Origin of the sequence: Actinomadura verrucosospora, assembly GCF_039540335.1 — a bacterium.
In the GTDB taxonomy this organism is placed as follows: Bacteria; Actinomycetota; Actinomycetes; order Streptosporangiales; family Streptosporangiaceae; genus Spirillospora; species Spirillospora verrucosospora.
The window spans coordinates 1-18,052 of the sequence record NZ_BAABEV010000054.1 but is presented as its reverse complement, the minus strand read 5'-3'; the positions used below and the strand labels follow the sequence as shown (position 1 = coordinate 18,052).

Genomic DNA, 18,052 nt, shown 5'->3' with positions numbered 1-18,052 from the left:
GGCGTCAGCCCAACGCGACCTCTGCGAGCGGCTCCCACCGGTACAGGTGGCCGTCCCGAACCTGGGCGACCAGATGCGCGGAACCCACCCGCAGGGGCACCGGCTCGGGCTGCGCATGGAGAGCGTCGACGATCGGGGCGGCGGGCCCGTCGGCGTTGCTGTAGGCGACGGAGACATGCGGCGTCCAGCCGGGCTCACCGTCGAGCGGGTGCACCCCAACGGTCTCGGCAGCGGCCTGGCGCATCGCCTCCCGGACCGGATCGAGCCCGCGCTCCGGACGGATGCCGAGCGCCACCCCTTCGCTGTGCACCCACAGCCGCCCGACCTCCGCCTCGACAGGCGCGAGCGCACCCAGCCGGCGACCGACGCCCGCGACAAGCGCCTCGACCTGCTCGCGAGGGATCTCGTCCTCGAACCCGACGATCTGCGTGGTCATGTGCACCCATTCGGCCGGTATGAGATCCAGCCCGTCCACCCCGGCGAGCATGTCCTGGTACCGACGAACCAGGTCCAGGACCCGAGGCTGCGCGTCCGGCAGGATGTGCCAGAGCAGCATCCGCCGCCCAGGCCGCATCCCCGGCAGCCACCACCAGTGGTCGGACATCCGTTCGGGCATCGACTCCACAGCCCCTCCAAAGCGCTCAGCGCCAGCATGCCGGACCAGGCGCACAGGCAGGCGACCCCGGCCGCCGGACCTCGGCCTGGTCAGTCGGTGGGGTGAGGTGCTCCCCGCCACGGCGAGTGGCGTCAGCGGCGGGGCGCGGCGGCCAGGCAGCTCGTGATCAGGTCGGTCAGCGCGTCGGTCGCTTCGGCGGCGGTCGTGCGCCCGTGGGTGAGTTCGGCGGCGATCGCCTCGGCGGCGCCCAGTGCGCCGGCGCAGCGCAGCCGGAGCGCCTGGGCGCCGAGGCGGGAGTGGGGGGCCAGCGCGTCGGCCATCAGGTCGATGTAGTCGTCGAGCAGTTCGTGCTGGACCGCTTCCATCTCCGGGCTGCCCTTCAACGCCGCCGAGACCGCGTTGAGTTCCGGCATGGCCGTGGCGCAGGTGAGGTAGGCCCGGCTCATCAGCCCCGCGACCTCGTATGCGCCAGGCCCTGCTTCCGTCAGTGCCTGCGTCAGCGCGGCCCGGTGTTGCTCGTCGAGCCGCCGGTAGAGCGCGATGAGAAGCCCCTGACGGGTGCCGAAGTGGTCGTACACGATCGGCCTGCTCACCTCGGCGGCCTCAGCCAGCGTGACCAGGGTCAGGCCGTCGGCCCCCCGGTCGCGGACGATCGCCGTCGCCGAGTCGAGCAGTTGCTCCCGCCTGGCCTGTTTGGACAGCCGGGTCGTTGGCGCCCTCATCGTCCTCCCTTGCGTCACGGCACCAGTTTAGGCTACAAAGTGTAGGCTACAAAATGTAGCTTAGGTGAGTGAGAGGACTCCGCAGATGAAGCAGCCGGTTTTGATCATGGGCGGATCGGGTCAGGCGGGTTCGGACACCGCTGCCGTCCTGCGGGAGTGGCATCCGGATCTGCCCCTGGCCATCGCGGGCCGCGACCTCGACCGCGCCCGGAAGGTCGCCGACGGACTCGGCAATGCCACCGCCGTCACCCTCGACCTTCAGCGTCCCGACCTCGGCCTCCCCGCCGAGCAGGACTTCTCCGCCGTGGTCGCAGCCGTGGGTGACTCCCGCCTGTACGGGCTCGGTTACGCCCAGGAGCGCGGCCTGCCCTACCTCAGCATCTCCAGCGGCCTGGTCGGCATCGCCCCGGAGGTCGTCGCCGGCGCCCAGCGGGCGAGTGCCGCTCCGGTGCTGCTGGCCAGTCACTATCTGGCCGGCCTCGTCGTCCTGGTGGCCCTGGACCTGGCCCGGGAGTTCGGGCGGCTCGACGCCGTCCGGATCGCGGCCGTCCTCGACGACCAGGACGCCGGCGGACCGGCGGCGCTCGACGACCTGGAGGGCCTGGCCGCCGTCACCTCCGCCGGCCTGGTGCGGCGGGACGGGGCCTTCACCTGGGTCTCCGGGGCAGAGGCGGAGGTGGGTGTGCCCGGAATCGACGGTGTCGTGCTGCCCGGCCGGCGGATCGCCATCCTCGACGTCCCGAGTCTCGCCCTGGCCACCGGGGCGGGTGACGTCCACTTCGACTTCGCCGTAGGCGCTTCGTCCGGCCGCAGACGCGGCGAGGCGGCTTCCACCGAGGTCCTCATCGACCTGGAGGGAACCGGTCCGTCCGGCGACCCTCTCCGCACCCGCCGCCACCTCTTCCACCCCGCCGGCCAGCGCCCCCTCACGGCCCTCGGCATCGCCCTCGGCGTCGAGCGGCTCCTCGGCCTGCGCGGCGAACCCGCCGGCCCGGGCCTGCACACCCCCGAAGCCCTGCTCGACCCGGCCTTCACCGTCGAGCGGATGACGGCCATCGGAACCACTTTCGCCACCGTGTGACGCTTTGGGGGGAAGGACCGGGAGGCTTGCGTAGCGGGGGTTCGGGTGGGGCTGGATACACCCCCTGAGGGGTCTTTGTTCACCGGCCTTCGGGTGTGTAGGTCGATGGTGTGGAGGTGCCCGCTTTCCTAGCGTCGTGGGCATGAAGATGAGCTTCGTGAGCGGGCGCATTTCGCGGGTTCTGCTCGGTACCGCGCTGGTCGTGTCGGGGGCGGGATGCGCCGCGCGGTCCGGGGGGCATGCCGCGGCCGCGGCCGGGCGGTCGGACGCGGACGCCGGCGGCGGGCGAGGGACGGTGGTGTCGGTGACGCCGGTGGTTCGCATGTCGCGGGCACAGGTACGCGACTACCTGGGCGACGAGGGGTTGACGTCTCCGCCGCGCAGTGGGGTGAGCGGCTTCAAGGTCCTCTACCGCACCGTCTCGGCGACCGGGCGGCCCACGCTCGCCAGCGGTGTCGTGGTTCTGCCCAGCGACACCACCGGGACGTTGCAGGCCGTCAGCTTCACCCATGGAACCCACGCCGGCCGCAGCACCGCCGGTTCGGTCGCCGCGGACGGGCAGAGCAGGATCGCGGCGGTCTACTACGCCGCCGCCGGATACGCCGGGGTCGCCCCCGACTACCTCGGGCTCGGCGAGGGGCCCGGTGCGCATCCCTACCTGGACGCCGAGTCAGAGGCGTCCGCGTCGCTGGACATGCTCCGCGCCGCCCGCGACGTCGCCACCCGGCAGGGCAGAGGCTTGGAGCGGCGGGTGCTGGTCACCGGCTTCTCGCAAGGGGGTCAGGCCGCCATGGCGCTCGGACGCCAACTGCAACGCGGCGCCGACCCCTACCTGCGGCTGGGCGCCCTGGCCCCGGTCAGCGGCACCTACGACCTGCGACGCGCGCAGCTCCCGGCCTCTCTTTCCGGCGACTCACTGGACCCGCGCGTGTCGGCGTTCAACCTCGCTTACGCCACGGTCGCCTGGAACCGGCTCCACCACCTGTACAAGGACCCCTCGGAGGTCTTCCAAGCGCCCTACGACACCACCGTGGAACAGCTCTTCGACGGCAGCCACGATGAATCGGACATCTTCCCGCAGCTTCCCGCTAGCCCCGAGGAACTGGTGACCCCGCGCTACCTGCACTGGCTCAAGCAGCCTTCGGGGGCCCTGCTGCGGGCGATCCGCGCCGCTGACGGCACCTGCGACTGGGCTCCGGACGTCCCGATCCGGCTGTACGGCGCGTCCGGCGACGAGCAGGTCACCTACGGCAACACGCGCAACTGCGTCCGCGCCCTGCGCGCCCGCGGCACCCGGCCGCAGGTGGTCGACTACGGCACCGGCAGCGGCACCGACCACTTCGCCACCCTCCACCGCGCCCTGCCCGACACCCTCCACTGGTTCCGCGCGCTTCCGGCCTAGATCTGCCGGAGGAGAAGCGGTGAGGGCCCGGCGTGCGCCGGGCCCTCTGCTGTTCGGGAGCGGCCGCCGTGCGGCGGCCGCTCCCGGTTGGTGACCGCCGCCCGTGGTGCAGGAGTTCTCCTCAGGGAGGACGGTGCTCTGGGTCTACCAGGGAGGAACCATGCCGAAGACGACCTGGCCTCCATGGCTGATGTTCGCCAGGTCCGATGCCAGGCCGATGGTGGCGACACCCTCGTCGTGGACACTGACGTTGCTGTGGCCGAGGACCTCCGCGATGAAGATCCGGCCCCGCACGCCGACGTAGACCCGGCTGTTGCCGAAGGTCCTGGTGAGGTAGACGCGGCCTTCGTTGCGGACCTCGACGCGGACGCGGTCGGCGACCTCGCCGATGAGGGCCTGGGCGTTGGCGACGTGGATCCGCGACGCTCCGGACAGCCGGCCGATGGCCGCCCGGCCTCCGTTGACGACGGTGACCCGCGTCTTCCGCCAGGTGGCGGAAAGGGCGCCGTCGCCGGACACCTCGCCGACGATGGCCAGGCCTCCGCTGACGCGCAGGTGGCTCTGGACGGAGACCTCGCCGATGATGGCCAGGCCGCCGCTGACATCGACGTAGGTGTTGTCGCGGATCTCCTCGATGAGAGCCCGGCCGCCTTCGACCAGGACGGTGGCGCAGCCGAGGACCTCGTCCACGGTGAGCCGGCCGCCCTCGCCGACCGTGGCGAGGGCCTGGTCGGAGATCTGGCCGATGGTGACCCGGCCGTGGGCGCTGACGCGGGCGGAGCAGCAGACCGTGTCGATGGTGGCCTGGCCGCCGCGGAAGACGGTGACGTGGCCCGAGTGGAGAACCTGGCCGATGGTGGCCCGGCCGCCGTCCAGGACGGCGACGGTGCCGCTGACGGCCCAGAGGTCCACCCTCTCTCCAGGGCGGACGACGATGCTGAATTGACTGAGATCCATTTCGATCCCTCGTGGTGTTGTTTGTTTTGCGCCCTGCTGATGCGAAGGCACTGGAGATGACGATATAGACCTCCAGGCCCCGCGACGGTGTCCGCCGGCGGGAATCCCGCGGCCGCCGGAGACGACGGCTCCCTGCCGGGCCCGCGTGCGGAGCACCCGGCGTAGGTTTGGCGGATGAGTGTGGCCTTTGCCGTTGTCGCGACGTTGGTCCTTACCTGGGTGCCGGCGTTGGTGTGGGGGCGGCGGCATCGGCGGCGGGGGGACCTCGGAGGGCCGGAGCGGCGGGCGACCTTCGAGACCCTGCACACCGCTTCGCGGGCCGCGCCGGCGTTCCGGGGCGGGTTGACGGAGCAGGGGGCGCAGAAGGCGGCCCGGCATCTGCGGGCGCTGCTCGGGTGCGAGGCGCTCGCCATCACCGACGGGGAGCGGCTGCTGGCCTGGGACGGGGAGCACGACCACCACGCGGTGGACGGGCCCGGGCACGCCGAGGCCACGCGGGGGAACGGGCGCACGCAGGTGCACGACGTGGAGTGCGACCGGCTCGACTGTCCGATCCGGAGGGTCGTGGTCGTGCCGCTCGCCACCGACGACCGGGTGGTCGGGACGCTGGCCGCCTACGGGGAGGACGTTCCGGCGGGGTTGATCCGCGCCGCCGAGGAGGTCGCGCAGTGGGTGGACGCCCAGCTCGAACTCGCGGAGCTGGACCATTCGCGGACGCTGCTGATGGAGGCGGAGATGCGGGCGCTGCGGGCGCAGATCTCGCCGCACTTCATCTACAACTCGCTGACGACGATCGCCTCGTTCGTCCGGTCCGATCCGGAGCGGGCGCGGGAGCTGCTGCTGGAGTTCGCCGGGTTCACGCGGTACTCGTTCCGGCGGCACGGCGACTTCACGACGCTGGCGGAGGAGCTGCGGTCGATCGACCGGTACCTGCTGCTCCAGCGGGCCCGGTTCGGCGAGGAGCTGCGGGTGACGCTGCGGATCGCGCCCGAGGTGCTGCCGGTGGCCGTGCCGTTCCTCTGCCTGCAGCCGCTCGTGGAGAACGCCGTCCGGCACGGGCTCCAGGACCGGTCCGAGCCCGGGCTGATCACGATCATCGCGGAGGACGCCGGGTCCGACTGCGTGATCAGTGTGGAGGACGACGGGATCGGGATGGATCCCGAGGACGTCCGCCGCCTGCTGTCGGGGGAGCGGCCCGAGCCGTCCGCCGACGACGCCGCGGGGATCGGGCTCGCCAACGTCGACGCGCGGCTGCGGCAGGTGTACGGGGATGAGTACGGCCTCGCGGTGGAGACCGGGCCGGGCGCCGGGACGAAGGTCACGGTGCGGGTGCCGAAGTACCGGCCCGGGGTCACGGCCTCTTGACGCCCGGTCGCTCCTTGACTGGAATGTGGCGGACGGCGTGGGAAGGGACGGTGCGGTGACCCTGCGTGTCCTGGCGGTGGACGATGAGGCGCCCGCGCTCGACGACCTCGTCCACCTGCTGCGCGCCGACCCGCGCATCGGCGAGATCGACACCGCCCGGGACGGGGCCGCCGCGCTCCGCAAGCTCGACCGGGCCCTCGCCGAGGGGCGTCCCGTCGCCGCGGTCTTCCTCGACATCCGGATGCCCGGCCTGGACGGCACCGTGCTCGGCCGCGTCCTCGCCCAGTTCGCCCGGGCCCCGCAGATCGTCTACGTCACGGCCTACGAGGAGCACGCCGTCGACGCGTTCGAGATCAAGGCGACCGACTACATCCTCAAGCCGGTGCGGCCGGAGCGGCTGGCCGTGGCGATCCGGCGGGTCACGGAGGCCGTCGGGGAGGACGAGGCCGCGCCGGGGCCGCCGGAGCCGGAGGCCATGCCGGTCGAGCTGGGCGGGGTGACCCGGTTCGTCACGCCGGGGGAGGTGCTGTACGTCGAGGCCCAGGGCGACTACGCGCGGCTCCACACCTCCGGCGGCAGCCATCTGGTGCGGATCCCGCTCGCCGCGCTGAGCGAGCGGTGGAGCGGCGCCGGGTTCGTCCGGGTGCACCGCAGCCATCTCGTGGCGCTGGCGGCCATCACGGAGCTGCGGCTCGACTCGGGGCGCTGCACGGTGGTCGTGGGCGGCGCCGAGCTGCCCGTCGCGCGGCGGCATGTGCGCGAGTTGCGGGACCTGCTCGTCCGCCGGGCGAGGCGGTCGCCCTGAGCGGGCCGGACGCGCGGGACGCCGCGCCCGGGCGGACGCTGGTCACCGGGCCGCGGACCCGGGCCGTCCGGCGGCCCCGGTACCCGGTGACGCGGGAGATCGACGAGCAGACCGGGCTCGGCGAGGCGTACATGCGGTCGCTGGTGCGCGCCCAGTGGCGGCTCGCGGCCCGGCTCTGCCTGGTCCTCGCGGTGGTGGTGCTCGGCCTTCCGCTGCTGTTCGCGCTCGTCCCCGCGGTGCGCGAGCAGGAGGTGCTCGGGCTGCCGCTGCCGTGGGTGCTGCTCGGCGGGCTGATCTACCCGTGGTTCGTCGCCTGCGGCTGGTGGTACGTCCGGCAGGCCGAGCGCAACGAGGACGACTTCGCCGACCTCGTCGACCGGGCCGACCGGCCGTGAGCGCCGCGTACGGCCTGGCGGGCGTGCTGCTGGTCGTCGTCGCGACCATGCTCGTCGGCGTGCTCGGGGTGCGGATCTCCCGCACCACGTCCGACTTCTACGTCGCGTCGCGGACGGTGACGCCGCTGCGCAACGCGTCCGCGATCGGCGGGGAGTACCTGTCGGCGGCGTCGTTCCTCGGCATCGCCGGTCTGATCCTCGCCTACGGCGCCGACATGCTGTGGCTGCCCGTCGGCTGGACGGGCGGGTACCTGGTGCTGCTCGTCCTGGTGTCGGCGCCGCTGCGCCGCTCCGGCGCCTACACGCTGCCGGACTTCGCCGAGGCGCGCCTGGAGTCCATGGCGGTGCGCCGCGCCGCGAGCGTGCTCGTGGTGCTGATCAGCTGGCTGTACCTGCTTCCGCAGTTCCAGAGCGCCGGGCTGGTGCTGCGCACGGTGACGGGCGCGCCGGTGTGGACGGGCGGCGTGCTCGTCGCGGTCGTCGTGGCGGCGAACGTCCTGGCCGGCGGGATGCGCAGCGTCACGATGGTGCAGGCGTTCCAGTACTGGCTGAAGCTGACCGCGCTCGCCGTGCCGCTGGTGTTCCTGCTGATGGCGTGGCGGTTCGACGGCGCGCCCGGCCTGTCGTCGGACGTTCCGCCGCGGTTCGGCGACCGCACGACCGTCGCGGTCGGCATGGCGGTCACCGTGGAGGTCACGGCGCCCGTCCAGGTGACCGTGGACGGGCGGGTGGACGGCCGCGCCTACTCCGGCTTCCCGCTCGCGCTGGGGCCCGGGCCGCACCGCTTCGACAAGGACACGTCCGTCACGTTCCCGGCGGGCGCCGACGTCCCGCACGTCAGCGGGCGCCCCGCGACCACCGGCCGGGAGTGGGCGCTGCCGCTGGACGGGCGCGACCACTCCCTCTACGCCACCTACTCGCTGATCATCGCCACGTTCCTCGGGACGATGGGGCTCCCGCACGTCCTCGTCCGCTTCTACACCAACCCGGACGGCCGCACCGCCCGCCGCACCACCGTCGTGGTGCTGACGCTTCTCGGCGCGTTCTACCTGCTGCCCGCCCTGTACGGGGTCCTCGGACGCCTCTACACCCCCGAGCTGCTGATGACCGGGCGCGCCGACGCCGTCGTCCTCACCCTGCCCGGACGGCTCGTCGGCGGCCTCGGCGGCGACCTGCTGGGGGCGCTGGTGACGGGCGGGGCGGTCGCGGCGTTCCTGTCGACGTCGTCCGGCATCACCGTGTCGGTGGCCGGGGTGCTGGCGCAGGACATCCTGCGCGGCGGCGTCCGCTCGTTCCGCGCCGGGACGCTGCTCGCGCTCGCCGTCCCGCTGGGGCTGGCGATCGCGGCCCGGTCCCTCGCCGTCGCGGACGTCGTGGGGCTGGCGTTCGCCGTCGCCGCGTCCACGTTCTGCCCGCTGCTCGTCCTCGGCGTCTGGTGGCGGCGGCTCACCGTGCCGGGCGCCCTCGCCGGGCTCGTGCTCGGCGGCGCGCTCGCGGGCACCGCGGTGGTGGTGACGATCGCCGCCGGGCCGCCGGCCGGGCTGCTCGGCGCGCTGCTCGCCCAGCCCGCGGCCTGGACGGTCCCGATCGCGTTCACCGTCATGATCCTGGTGTCGCTGTGCACGCCCGGCCGGGTCCCGCGCGGCGTCGCGCGGATGATGGTGCGGCTGCACACCCCTGAGTCCCTCGACGTCGACCGGGGCACGTGGCGGCCCAAGCGGGTGTGACCGTTCGTCGCGCGAGAGCGACCGTTCGGCGACGGAGGCGGCCTTTGGCCGACGGTGAACGGCGGCTGGTCGCAGCCCTGCCCCCGACCCCTCGTCCGCCACCAGCAGGATCTTTACGGTTGCGCGTGACCGGCGTCACAACCGAGGAGGGGTGGGCGTGTCCGTCGACAAGAGCGCCCCCGGCACCGTCTATGAACGGTTCCAGGGCAGCACGGAGTTCCAGGAGCTCCGGCGAAGATTCCGCCGATTCGTGTTCCCGATGACCGCGGCGTTCCTCAGCTGGTACCTGCTGTACGTCGTCCTGTCGGGGTGGGCGCGCGACTTCATGGGCACCGAGCTGTTCGGGGCCGTCAACGTCGCCCTGGTGTTCGGGCTGCTGCAGTTCGTCTCCACCTTCCTCATCGCCTACCTCTACGCGCGGCACGCCGAGCGCCGCCTCGACCCCGTCGCCGACGGGATCCGCGCCCAGATCGAGGCCGAGTCCTCCCCGGCCGCGGAGGAGGCCAAGTGAGCAACGAGACCCTGTCGATCATCCTGTTCCTGGTCTTCGTGGCGGCCACCCTGGCGATCACCGTGTGGGCGAGCCGCAACACCCGCAACGCCACCGACTTCTACGCCGGCGGGCGGTCGTTCTCCGGCCTGCAGAACGGCATGGCGATCGGCGGCGACTACATGTCCGCCGCGTCGTTCCTCGGCATCGCCGGGCTGATCGCCCTGTACGGCTACGACGGGTTCCTGTACTCGATCGGGTTCCTCGTCGCGTGGCTGGTGGCCCTGCTGCTCGTCGCCGAGCTGCTGCGCAACTCCGGCCGGTTCACGATGGCGGACGTGCTGGCGTTCCGGATGAGCCCCCGCCCGGTCCGCACCGCCGCGGGCGTCTCCACCATCGTCGTGTCGATCTTCTACCTGCTGGCGCAGATGGTCGGCGCGGGCGCGCTGGTGTCGCTGCTGTTCGGCTTCACCAGCGACTTCGCCAAGGGCGCGACGATCGCGCTCGTCGGCGTGCTGATGATCGTGTACGTGGTGTTCGGCGGGATGAAGGGCACCACCTGGGTCCAGATCGTCAAGGCCGTGCTGCTGATGACGGGCGCCACCCTCATCACGCTGCTGGTGCTGGGCAAGTTCGGGTTCAACCTGTCCAGCCTGCTGAACGACGCCGCCGACCAGAGCGGCAAGGGCGGCGAGTTCCTGGAGCCGGGGCTGCGCTACGCGACCGAGAAGCAGGGCCTGGAAGGCAAGCTCGACCTGATCAGCCTCGGTCTCGCGCTCGTCCTCGGCACCGCCGGGCTGCCGCACATCCTGATCCGCTTCTACACCGTCCCGACCGCCCGCGACGCCCGCAAGTCGGTGCTGTGGGGCATCGGCATCATCGGCGTGTTCTACCTGCTCACCCTGGTCCTCGGCTTCGGCGCCGCCGCGCTCGTCGGGTCCAAGGAGATCGCCAAGGCCAACCCGGCCGGCAACACCGCCGCCCCGCAGCTCGCCCAGCGCATCGGCGAGATCGTCTTCGGGGACGCGGGCGGGACGATCCTGCTCGCGGTCATCGCGGCGGTCGCGTTCGCGACGATCCTCGCGGTCGTGGCGGGCCTCACGCTCGCCTCGTCCTCGTCGTTCTCCCACGACCTGTACGCCCACGTGTTCAAGAAGGGCAAGGCGTCGGAGCGGGACGAGGTCCGCGTCGCCCGCATCTCCGCGTTCGTGATCGGCGCCGTGGCGATCGTCCTCGGCATCTACGCCCAGCGCCTCAACGTGGCGTTCCTGGTCGCCCTCGCCTTCGCGGTCGCGGCGTCGGGGAACCTGCCCGCGATCCTGTACAGCCTGTTCTGGAAGCGGTTCAACACCACCGGCGCCGTCTCCGCCATCTACGGCGGCCTCGGCTCGGCCATCTTCCTGGTGGCGTTCTCGCCGGTCGTGTCGGGCTCGGAGAAGGCCCTGTTCACCGACTCCGACTTCAGCTGGTTCCCGCTGGAGAACCCCGGGATCATCTCCATCCCGTTCGGCTTCCTGTGCGGCTGGATCGGGACGCTGCTCAGCAAGGAGTTCAACGCGGCCAAGTACGCCGAGATCGAGGTCCGCTCCCTCACGGGCGCGGGCGCCGAGCCGGCGGGCGAGCACTGACCGACCCGAGCACTGACCGACCCGAGCACCGACCGACCCGAGCACCGACCGACCACTGTGAGCCGCCGCGCGGGCGGGCGTCGCCCTCCCCCGCGCGGCCCGCGGCCCCGTCCCCTTCTGCCCCCGCGGGGACGGGGCCGCACCATGCCCGGCGTCAGGCCGGCGCCGTCTCGCGGGCCTTCCACGCACGCCCGATGGTCCGCATCAGCGCCGGGTACACGAGGGTGTACCGGAACGGCAGGATCGCGGCCATGTAGGCCTTCCCGAGCAGGCCGTTCGGCTTCACCAGGACGGCCATCTGGGCGCGGTGGCCGCCGGAGCCGTCCGGGACCCAGCTGAGGTGCATCACGCCGTGCACCGTCCGGTTGGCCATCTCGGCCGCCCACTCGTCCCCGGTCAGGTAGAGCGGCCGGAACGGCAGCGAGCGGGGGGCGGGACCCGCCGGGCGGCCGCGCAGATCGTCGGGCAGCCGCTCGCGGAGCGACCGCACCCGCCCGTCGAGCCCGGAGTCCTCCCCGTCCCAGCCGAGCAGCCGCCCGAGCCGCCAGCGGACGGCGAAGAGCACCCCGGCGACGCCGGGCAGGTGGTTCTCGCTGGAGGTCATCTGCTCCAGGAGCTTCGGGAAGTCGTCCGGGCCGCCGGCGGCGGGCAGGGCCCACACGTCCTCAAGCCGGAAGTCGGGCGCGATCTCGTGGATCCGCCAGGGACGGTCGGTGTGCGCGCTCGCCGGGAGCTTCATCGCCAGGCCACCTCCTCGGTCGGCGGACGCGCCGTCGCGCCCGCCTCGCCCTCAAATATACGCCACCGTATGAATCGTCCCCGGGAGGGGGAGGCGATAATGGGCCATGCCCGCCGTCATGCGCACCCCACGCGAGAGCTGGATCGAGCAGGGCCTGAAGGCCCTCGCCGCCGGCGGGCCCGACGCGGTCCGGGTCGAGGCCCTCGCCCAGGCGCTCGGCGTCACCAAGGGCGGCTTCTACGGCCACTTCCCCGACCGCAGGGCGCTGCTGGCCGCCATGCTCGACCACTGGGAGGCGCGGTCCGTCGACGACCTGCGCGACCGGGTCGACCGCGAGGGCGGCGACGCCCGCGCGAAGATCCGGCGGGCGGGCATGCTCACCCGGGCGGGCGACCTGCTGCACATCGACCTCGCCATGCGCGACTGGGCCCGCCGCGACCCGGACGTCGCCGAGCGCGTCCGCCGCGTCGACAACCAGCGCATGGACTACCTGCGCGAGCTGTTCGGCACCTTCTGCTCGGACCCCGACGAGGTCGAGGCCCGCAGCATGCTCGCGTTCTGCCTCCTGGTCGGCAGCCACTTCCTGGCCGCCGACCACGGCGCCCGCACCCGGAACGAGGTCGTCGAACGCGCCGGCGCCCTCCTGCTCGGCGACGCCTGACCCCTCACACCGGGGGAGACCAGAGCGGGTCGCGGCCCAGGAGGGCGGCGATGTTGTCGATCGCGGGGCGGGACGGGTCCTCGGCGAGCGGCGGGCGGTAGGCGCCGCCGGGCCCGTTGAGGGGGCTGCCGGGCGCGGTGTTGGCGCGGGCGAGAGGCAGCGCGGCCTCGGCGATCCGGGACGGGACGGCGGCCGTGGTGCGGAGCGCGCGTGCCAGGTCCCAGCGGTGGACCAGCATGTCGACCGCGTGGATGCCGAGCACCCATTCGGTGGACAGGGGGCCCAGCCGCGGCATGGTGACGGTCTCGCCCGCCCGTTCGAGCACGGCGAGGCAGCGGGCGGCGACCAGGGCGAAGTCGTCGCGCGGGTCGCCGGCCGGTTCGAGGGGCGGCAGCGCGGTCCGTGCGATGGCCTCGTGGCGCTCGTTCATGTGGCGGACCAGGTCGGTGACCGTCCATCCCTCGCAGGGGGTCGGGGCCTCCATCGCGGCGTCGGGGATCAGCGCCACGTCGTGACCCGTGAGGGCCACGGCCGTGGCGTCGAGGCTGAGCAGGTCGGTCATGCGGCGTCCCATCGTTGCCGAACGGTCGTTCGCCAAAACCATAGCGTACGTCCGTTCGCTATCCTGGCGGCATGTCTCCTCGTCACTCGGCGGCCGAAGCGGCCCGGACGCGCGAGCGGATCGTGGGCGCCGCCGTGCGGGACGCCTCGCGGTTGGGCCTGGAAGGTCTGACGGTCGGTTCGCTGGCGCAGCGGCTCGGCATGAGCAAGGCGGGCGTGGTCGGCCCGTTCGGGTCGCGCGAGCGGCTCCTCATGGCCGCGCTGGACCAGGCCTGCGAGGTCTTCCGCGCGGCGGTGACCGGCCCCCTGGAGGGCCTGCCGCCCGGGCCGGAGCGTCTCGGGCGGTTCATCGACGGGTGGGTCGGCTACCTGGCCGACTGCCCGTTCCCCGGGGGCTGCTTCATCACGGCCGCCACGTCCGAGCTGGACGGGCGGCCGGGGCCGCTGCGCGACCGGCTGCGCGAGATCGTCGCGGGCCACCGCCGGGCGCTGGCGGCCGAGGTCGCCGCCGCCCAGGCCGCGCTGCCGGGCCCGCACCGTCCCGCGCAGGAGGTCGCCACCACGCTGACGGGCCTGTCGATGGCGGCCAACCAGGAGATCCAGCTGCTGGACGACCCCGCGGCCGCCGCCCGCGCGCGGGCTGCCATGCGCCACGCGGCGGGGCTGCCCGCCTGAGCCCCGGTAGTCCGTAAACCGGTGGAACCGGGCGCGGGTTGCCGGGAAGGTGGGGGCGTGGGGTACGGAGAGATCGGGCGGCCGCGTGCGCCGGTCGTCGAGCTGGCCGACCGGCGGGCGCTGGAGCGGTGGCGGCCCGCCGACGCGGAGGTCGTCGAAGCGGCGCGGCGGCTGAAGGAGCGGGCGCTGCTCGAACTGGGGATGACGCACAGCGCCGTCGCGTCGTGGCTGTTCAGCAAGTGCCACCACCAGGTGCCGACCACGGCGGTGGACACGGCGGCCGTGGTCGCCTCCGGGGACGGCTCCTGCCTCCTCCTCTACAACCCCGAGTTCTTCGTGGGGATCGGGAGCGAGGGCGTGCGGTTCGTCCTGTTCCACGAGGCCCGGCACCTCGTCCAGCGGCACCTCTTCGCGGACGCCGACCTGCGGAGCGACCCGGTGTTCACGCTGGCGTGCGAGGTCACGATCAACCATGTCGCGATGGTCCGGCTCGGCGGGGGGCTGCCCGAGATCGGCGGCGAGCCCGTGGGCGTCTCGCCGCGCGGCGTGTACGGGTCCTACGCCGAGGACCTGCGGGGGCAGGGCGTCGAGCCGCTCCCGTTCGAGGAGTGGGTCGAGACCGACATGAGCGTCTACCGGGAGCTCGGACGGATGCGGAACCCGCCGGGCGTCGGGCGGGCCGTCTGCATCCACGTGCTCGTCGACGCGCTCGACCAGGAGACCGCCGGACGGGTCGGCGACGACGTGCTGCGGAGCGTGCTCCTCGCGGCGCGGCGGGGCGACCGGGTGGCGCGCGACGAGCTGCTCGACCTCCTGCGGCGCACCGAGGGGGCCTCGGAGGGCGTCGACAAGATCTGGGGCGACCTCGGGGCGCACGCGCTCCGGGGCGTCACCTCGGCCACGCGGCGGGTGGAGTGGTGGCAGCGGTGGCTCATGGACGTGCTCGCCTCGAAGCTGGAGGAGGGGGAGCGGCTCGTCTACCCGAAGAAGCGCGGCGCGGTGCTGGCGGCGCTCGGGCACGAGCCGATGCTGGCGCGGCGCGGGCCGCAGCGGGTGAAGTCGCTGGTCATCGCGCTGGATACGTCCGGGTCGATGCCGGACGGCCTGGTGGAGTGGCTGGGCGAGCTGGTGGGCCGGATCGACGGGGCCGAGGCCGAGTGGGTCGCCTTCGACGCCTCGGTGAAGCCGTTCCGGCCCGGCGAGCCGCTCCGCGGCGGGGGCGGGACGGACTTCGACGCCGTCCGGCGGCACGCGGAGGGACGGGACGAGCCCGCCGACGCCGTCATCGTGGTGACCGACGGGTACGCCGACCCGATCCTCCCGGCGGACCCCGGGAAGTGGATCTGGCTGATCACCTCCGGGGGCGACGAGTGGCCGGAACGGCGCGGGATGGCGTGCCATCGGGTCCGCCAGGGGTGATCTTTCGGCTACGGTGACGGCTCATGGCCCCCCACCCCAGGACCCGCGCCCGGAACATCGCCCGCTGCACGGCCGGCCTGCTCCGGTTCGCGACGCCCGGCGAGATGGACGCGCTGCTCGGCCATCTCCCCAAGAGCCGCGTCGAGGTCGCGATGCAGAGCTACGGGAGGCCGAACCGGGTCGTCATCGAGGCGCTGCTGCGCCGCGGCCGGCCCAGCGACCTGGACCTGCTCGTCCAGCACGCGGTGCTCGCGGGCGACCCGCCCGAGCTGCTGGGACGGCTGCTCGACCTGGACGACCCCGAGGTCAACGCGACGCTGCTGACCGCCGAGAGCGCGCTCGGGCGCATCCCGCGGAACCTGCGCCGCCAGCTCGCCCACCAGACCTCCCGGCGTGACGGCGTGACGCCGCTGCCGCTGCCCGCCGAGGTGCGGCGGACCCTGCTGTCCACGCGGGGGCAGGAGCCCCTCGACCACGCGCTGCTGTGCGCGGCCGACCCGGACCTGGCCGGGGACGCGCTGCTCTACCTCGGCGCGGGCGCCGATCCGCACGGCGCCGTCCTGGCCTGCCGGACGCTGCTCGACGCGGGCCGGCGGCACGAGGTCCGGCAGCTCGTCGAGGACGGCCGGCTGCCCGCGTTCCGCTGGGGACCGGAGGACTCCGAGCCCAGCGTGCTGGCGTACGCGCAGGCGGCGCTGGCGAGCGCGGAGGGGGAGCGGCGGTTGCGGGAGCTCTCGGAGCGGGTGCGCCGGCCGGAGTTCCTCCGCTCGGTCGCCGAGATCGCTGACGTGGACGGCTGCGAGCCGTGGCGCGGCGCGCCGCTCGTCCGGACGGTGGTGAACCGCCGCCATCCCTGCGTCCCGCGCGTGGGCTGGGACGCGGTGCTGGCCGACGAGCCGCGCCGCAGGGCGGCGGAGGGGCCGTTCCCCCTGCGCGCGGCCCGGTTCGTGGCGAGGCGCACCGATGCCCCGCTCGACCTGGTCCGGATCGTCGTCGCCGACCATCCGGACCTGGCCGCCCTCCTGCCCGACCCCGCGCCCGAGGTGCTCGCCGACCTCGCCGGGGCCGGGGCGGGCGCGGACGTCATCGTCAAGGTCGCCGGGAACGGCTTCGCCGCCGGGACGCTGACCGCCGAGTTCGTCGCCGCGACCCTTCCGGAGGCCGCGCTGCGGGCGGTCGCCGAGTCGCTGTGGATTCCGGGGATGCGCGGCACGGCGCAGGTCAGGGCGCTGATCGGGCTGGACGGGGACGTCACCCTGGCGCCGGCGTTCGTCGACGAGACCGGCCACGGGCGGACGCGCCGCCTCCGCGAACCCGGCGTGCGCCGCCACTGGGACCCCGTGCTCGCCTACGGCGAGGCCGCGGGCCGGCTGTTCACGACGGGCCGGGACGTCACCGCCGACGCGGTGCTCGCGGCGGTGGACGTCGACGCCGTCCTCGCGGCGGTGGAGGTCGAGCCGCTCCTCGGCGAGGTCGAGGGCGTGCCCGATCCGCGGGTGCTGCGCCGCCTCGCCGAGCACGTCGACCGGCATCTCGGCGGCCGTCCCGAAGCGTGGATGGTGGCGCTGAAGCTGCTGGAGGACGGGTTCGTCGGCACGCTGCCCGAGCTGCTCGCGACCGCCGGCGCCGTCTCCGGCCCGGCCGTCACCAGTTGACGACCCGGTAGTCCTTCAGCAGGCAGCCGCTCGGCGGGTCGCCGTCGCGCTCGCCGCGCACGATCGGGTGGTAGATGCGGGCGGCGGCGTCGACGACGTCCAGCGGCGGGCGGAACCCGGCGGCGGTCCGGCGCGCCCGCGCGGGCTCGGGCTGCTGGTCGGTGAACCAGCCCGGGTCGACGCTGGTGACGTGCACGCCGTGCTCGGCCAGCTCGGACGCGGTCGTGCGCGTCAGCATGTTCAGCGCGGCCTTCGCCATGTTGGTGTGCGGATGCTCGGCGCCCTTGTACACGCGGTCGAACTGCCCCTCGACGGCCGAGACGTTCACCACGTACCGCCGCGGATGCCGCGAGAGCTCCAGGAGGGGACGCAGCCGCCCCAGCAGGACGAACGGCGCCGTGACGTTGATGAGCTGCACCTCCAGCAGCTCGACCGGGTCGACCTCGTGCACCAGCCGGGTCCAGGAGTTGACGGGGGACGGGTCGGGGAGCAGGCCCGCGACGTCGACCGCTCCGGCCGCCAGAGGGACGGGAAGCGCGGCGGGCGCGGGCAGCGCCGCGAGCTCCTCGCCCGCCAGCAGTTCGGCGTACGACTCCGGCGGATGCCGCAGCGTCTGCGCCGCGAGGTTCACGAGGATGTCGAGCGGCTCGCCGGTCTCGACGAGCGCGTCGCACCACCGCACGAGGGACGGGAGGTCCCGCAGGTCCATGCCGACGACCGTGAGGCGGTCGCGCCAGTCGTCCCGGTCGGCGACCTCGGCGAAGCGGCGGCGCGCGTCGGCGGGGAACCGGGTCAGGGCGGTCACGGCGGCGCCGTCCCGCAGCAGCTTCAGCACGAGCTCGAACCCGGCCTTGACCCGCCCGCCCGTGACGATGGCGCGGCGTCCCGCCAGGTCGGCCCGCGCGTTCCGGTGCCGCCGGTGCTCCCGCGCGCACGGCGGGCAGAGGCGGTGGTAGAACGCGTCCGCCTCCCGGAAGTGCGCCTTGCAGACGTAGCAGGCGCGCAGCCCGCCCGTCACCGTCCCGGACGGGACGGCCTCGCGCGGCGGTTCGGCGGGCGCGCCCTCGACGCGTCGCGCCGAGCCGGTGGCGGTCGCCGAGAGCGACGGCGGCTACAACTACTCCACCACCGACCTCGCCACGATCCGGTACCGG

The 18,052-nt window shown here is 73.7% G+C and carries 18 protein-coding genes; 12 read left to right on the top strand and 6 right to left on the bottom strand.

From position 1 onward, the window contains the following. Positions 1-4: 4 nt before the first annotated feature. Positions 5-616 (bottom strand): 2'-5' RNA ligase family protein, encoded by a 612-nt coding sequence (locus tag ABD944_RS36905; RefSeq protein ID WP_345185161.1) that lies wholly within the window; start codon positions 614-616, stop codon positions 5-7. 131 nt (positions 617-747) lie between these two features. After that, positions 748-1,338, bottom strand: coding sequence for a TetR/AcrR family transcriptional regulator (locus ABD944_RS36900; protein WP_345185085.1), 591 nt, complete (start codon positions 1,336-1,338; stop codon positions 748-750). A gap of 85 nt (positions 1,339-1,423) precedes the next feature. On the opposite strand from ABD944_RS36900, the gene ABD944_RS36895 reads away from it, so the two are divergent. Both ABD944_RS36895 and ABD944_RS36890 read left to right on the top strand, forming a co-directional pair. Next, the gene (locus tag ABD944_RS36895) at positions 1,424-2,419 is read left to right on the top strand and encodes a hypothetical protein (protein WP_345185083.1); all 996 of its coding nucleotides are present in this window, start codon (positions 1,424-1,426) and stop codon (positions 2,417-2,419) included. 142 nt (positions 2,420-2,561) lie between these two features. Next, a complete protein-coding gene (locus ABD944_RS36890; RefSeq protein ID WP_345185080.1) occupies positions 2,562-3,821 on the top strand; it encodes a hypothetical protein in 1,260 nt (419 codons plus the stop codon). Between the two features lie 144 nt (positions 3,822-3,965). Here ABD944_RS36890 and ABD944_RS36885 read toward each other — a convergent pair whose 3' ends face one another. Beyond that, a complete protein-coding gene (locus ABD944_RS36885) occupies positions 3,966-4,778 on the bottom strand; it encodes a hypothetical protein (RefSeq protein WP_345185077.1) in 813 nt (270 codons plus the stop codon). A 174-nt stretch (positions 4,779-4,952) separates the two neighbouring features. On the opposite strand from ABD944_RS36885, the gene ABD944_RS36880 reads away from it, so the two are divergent. The 6 genes from ABD944_RS36880 (at position 4,953) to ABD944_RS36855 (ending at position 11,188) form a co-directional block, all read left to right on the top strand. Continuing rightward, complete coding sequence (locus tag ABD944_RS36880) at positions 4,953-6,143, top strand: histidine kinase (RefSeq protein WP_345185074.1); 1,191 nt, start codon at positions 4,953-4,955, stop codon at positions 6,141-6,143. Between the two features lie 55 nt (positions 6,144-6,198). Then, positions 6,199-6,948: a LytR/AlgR family response regulator transcription factor gene (locus tag ABD944_RS36875; protein WP_345185071.1), complete on the top strand. Its 750-nt coding sequence runs from the start codon at positions 6,199-6,201 to the stop codon at positions 6,946-6,948. Positions 6,949-7,034: 86 nt separating this feature from the next. Then, complete coding sequence (locus tag ABD944_RS36870) at positions 7,035-7,343, top strand: DUF485 domain-containing protein (RefSeq protein WP_329096165.1); 309 nt, start codon at positions 7,035-7,037, stop codon at positions 7,341-7,343. After that, positions 7,340-9,070: a sodium/solute symporter gene (locus tag ABD944_RS36865; protein WP_345185065.1), complete on the top strand. Its 1,731-nt coding sequence runs from the start codon at positions 7,340-7,342 to the stop codon at positions 9,068-9,070. Before ABD944_RS36870 ends, ABD944_RS36865 begins: the two co-directional genes overlap by 4 nt. Positions 9,071-9,221: 151 nt before the next feature. Further along, positions 9,222-9,581, top strand: coding sequence for a DUF485 domain-containing protein (locus ABD944_RS36860; RefSeq protein WP_378190867.1), 360 nt, complete (start codon positions 9,222-9,224; stop codon positions 9,579-9,581). Further along, on the top strand, positions 9,578-11,188 hold the full coding sequence (locus tag ABD944_RS36855; protein ID WP_345185061.1) for a solute symporter family protein: 1,611 nt from the start codon (positions 9,578-9,580) through the stop codon (positions 11,186-11,188). Before ABD944_RS36860 ends, ABD944_RS36855 begins: the two co-directional genes overlap by 4 nt. A gap of 154 nt (positions 11,189-11,342) precedes the next feature. Here the strand turns inward: ABD944_RS36855 and ABD944_RS36850 are convergent, their stop codons facing one another. Beyond that, positions 11,343-11,927 (bottom strand): DUF2867 domain-containing protein, encoded by a 585-nt coding sequence (locus ABD944_RS36850; protein WP_345185059.1) that lies wholly within the window; start codon positions 11,925-11,927, stop codon positions 11,343-11,345. Positions 11,928-12,045: 118 nt separating this feature from the next. On the opposite strand from ABD944_RS36850, the gene ABD944_RS36845 reads away from it, so the two are divergent. Then, positions 12,046-12,588, top strand: coding sequence for a TetR/AcrR family transcriptional regulator (locus ABD944_RS36845; RefSeq protein ID WP_345185056.1), 543 nt, complete (start codon positions 12,046-12,048; stop codon positions 12,586-12,588). A 4-nt stretch (positions 12,589-12,592) separates the two neighbouring features. Here the strand turns inward: ABD944_RS36845 and ABD944_RS36840 are convergent, their stop codons facing one another. Next, a complete protein-coding gene (locus tag ABD944_RS36840) occupies positions 12,593-13,150 on the bottom strand; it encodes a maleylpyruvate isomerase family mycothiol-dependent enzyme (RefSeq protein ID WP_345185053.1) in 558 nt (185 codons plus the stop codon). Positions 13,151-13,221: 71 nt separating this feature from the next. Here ABD944_RS36840 and ABD944_RS36835 point away from each other — a divergent pair, with 71 nt between their 5' ends. Genes ABD944_RS36835 through ABD944_RS36825 form a run of 3 tightly spaced genes read left to right on the top strand, consistent with a single transcriptional unit; the run spans position 13,222 to position 16,898 of the window. Then, positions 13,222-13,824 carry a TetR/AcrR family transcriptional regulator gene (locus tag ABD944_RS36835; RefSeq protein ID WP_345185051.1) on the top strand — a complete coding sequence of 201 codons (603 nt, stop codon included), beginning with the start codon at positions 13,222-13,224 and terminating at the stop codon, positions 13,822-13,824. Between the two features lie 57 nt (positions 13,825-13,881). Then, the gene (locus ABD944_RS36830; protein WP_345185049.1) at positions 13,882-15,243 is read left to right on the top strand and encodes a DUF2201 family putative metallopeptidase; all 1,362 of its coding nucleotides are present in this window, start codon (positions 13,882-13,884) and stop codon (positions 15,241-15,243) included. Between the two features lie 23 nt (positions 15,244-15,266). Continuing rightward, positions 15,267-16,898 carry a hypothetical protein gene (locus ABD944_RS36825; RefSeq protein WP_345185046.1) on the top strand — a complete coding sequence of 544 codons (1,632 nt, stop codon included), beginning with the start codon at positions 15,267-15,269 and terminating at the stop codon, positions 16,896-16,898. On the opposite strand, the gene ABD944_RS36820 is transcribed toward ABD944_RS36825, so the two are convergent. After that, positions 16,888-17,916, bottom strand: a complete 1,029-nt coding sequence (locus ABD944_RS36820) for an SDR family NAD(P)-dependent oxidoreductase (RefSeq protein WP_345185043.1) — start codon at positions 17,914-17,916, stop codon at positions 16,888-16,890. The genes ABD944_RS36825 and ABD944_RS36820 overlap by 11 nt on opposite strands. Positions 17,917-18,052: the final 136 nt, after the last annotated feature.

What these genes read in the sequence shown, in the direction of transcription:
- ABD944_RS36905 (WP_345185161.1), bottom strand. Translation starts at nt 616, where the DNA reads ATGCCCGAACGGATGTCCGACCACTGGTGGTGGCTGCCGGGGATGCGG.
- ABD944_RS36900 (WP_345185085.1), bottom strand. Translation starts at nt 1,338, where the DNA reads ATGAGGGCGCCAACGACCCGGCTGTCCAAACAGGCCAGGCGGGAGCAA.
- ABD944_RS36895 (WP_345185083.1), top strand. Translation starts at nt 1,424, where the DNA reads ATGAAGCAGCCGGTTTTGATCATGGGCGGATCGGGTCAGGCGGGTTCG.
- ABD944_RS36890 (WP_345185080.1), top strand. Translation starts at nt 2,562, where the DNA reads ATGAAGATGAGCTTCGTGAGCGGGCGCATTTCGCGGGTTCTGCTCGGT.
- ABD944_RS36885 (WP_345185077.1), bottom strand. Translation starts at nt 4,778, where the DNA reads ATGGATCTCAGTCAATTCAGCATCGTCGTCCGCCCTGGAGAGAGGGTG.
- ABD944_RS36880 (WP_345185074.1), top strand. Translation starts at nt 4,953, where the DNA reads ATGAGTGTGGCCTTTGCCGTTGTCGCGACGTTGGTCCTTACCTGGGTG.
- ABD944_RS36850 (WP_345185059.1), bottom strand. Translation starts at nt 11,927, where the DNA reads ATGAAGCTCCCGGCGAGCGCGCACACCGACCGTCCCTGGCGGATCCAC.
- ABD944_RS36845 (WP_345185056.1), top strand. Translation starts at nt 12,046, where the DNA reads ATGCGCACCCCACGCGAGAGCTGGATCGAGCAGGGCCTGAAGGCCCTC.
- ABD944_RS36840 (WP_345185053.1), bottom strand. Translation starts at nt 13,150, where the DNA reads ATGACCGACCTGCTCAGCCTCGACGCCACGGCCGTGGCCCTCACGGGT.
- ABD944_RS36835 (WP_345185051.1), top strand. Translation starts at nt 13,222, where the DNA reads ATGTCTCCTCGTCACTCGGCGGCCGAAGCGGCCCGGACGCGCGAGCGG.
- ABD944_RS36825 (WP_345185046.1), top strand. Translation starts at nt 15,267, where the DNA reads ATGGCCCCCCACCCCAGGACCCGCGCCCGGAACATCGCCCGCTGCACG.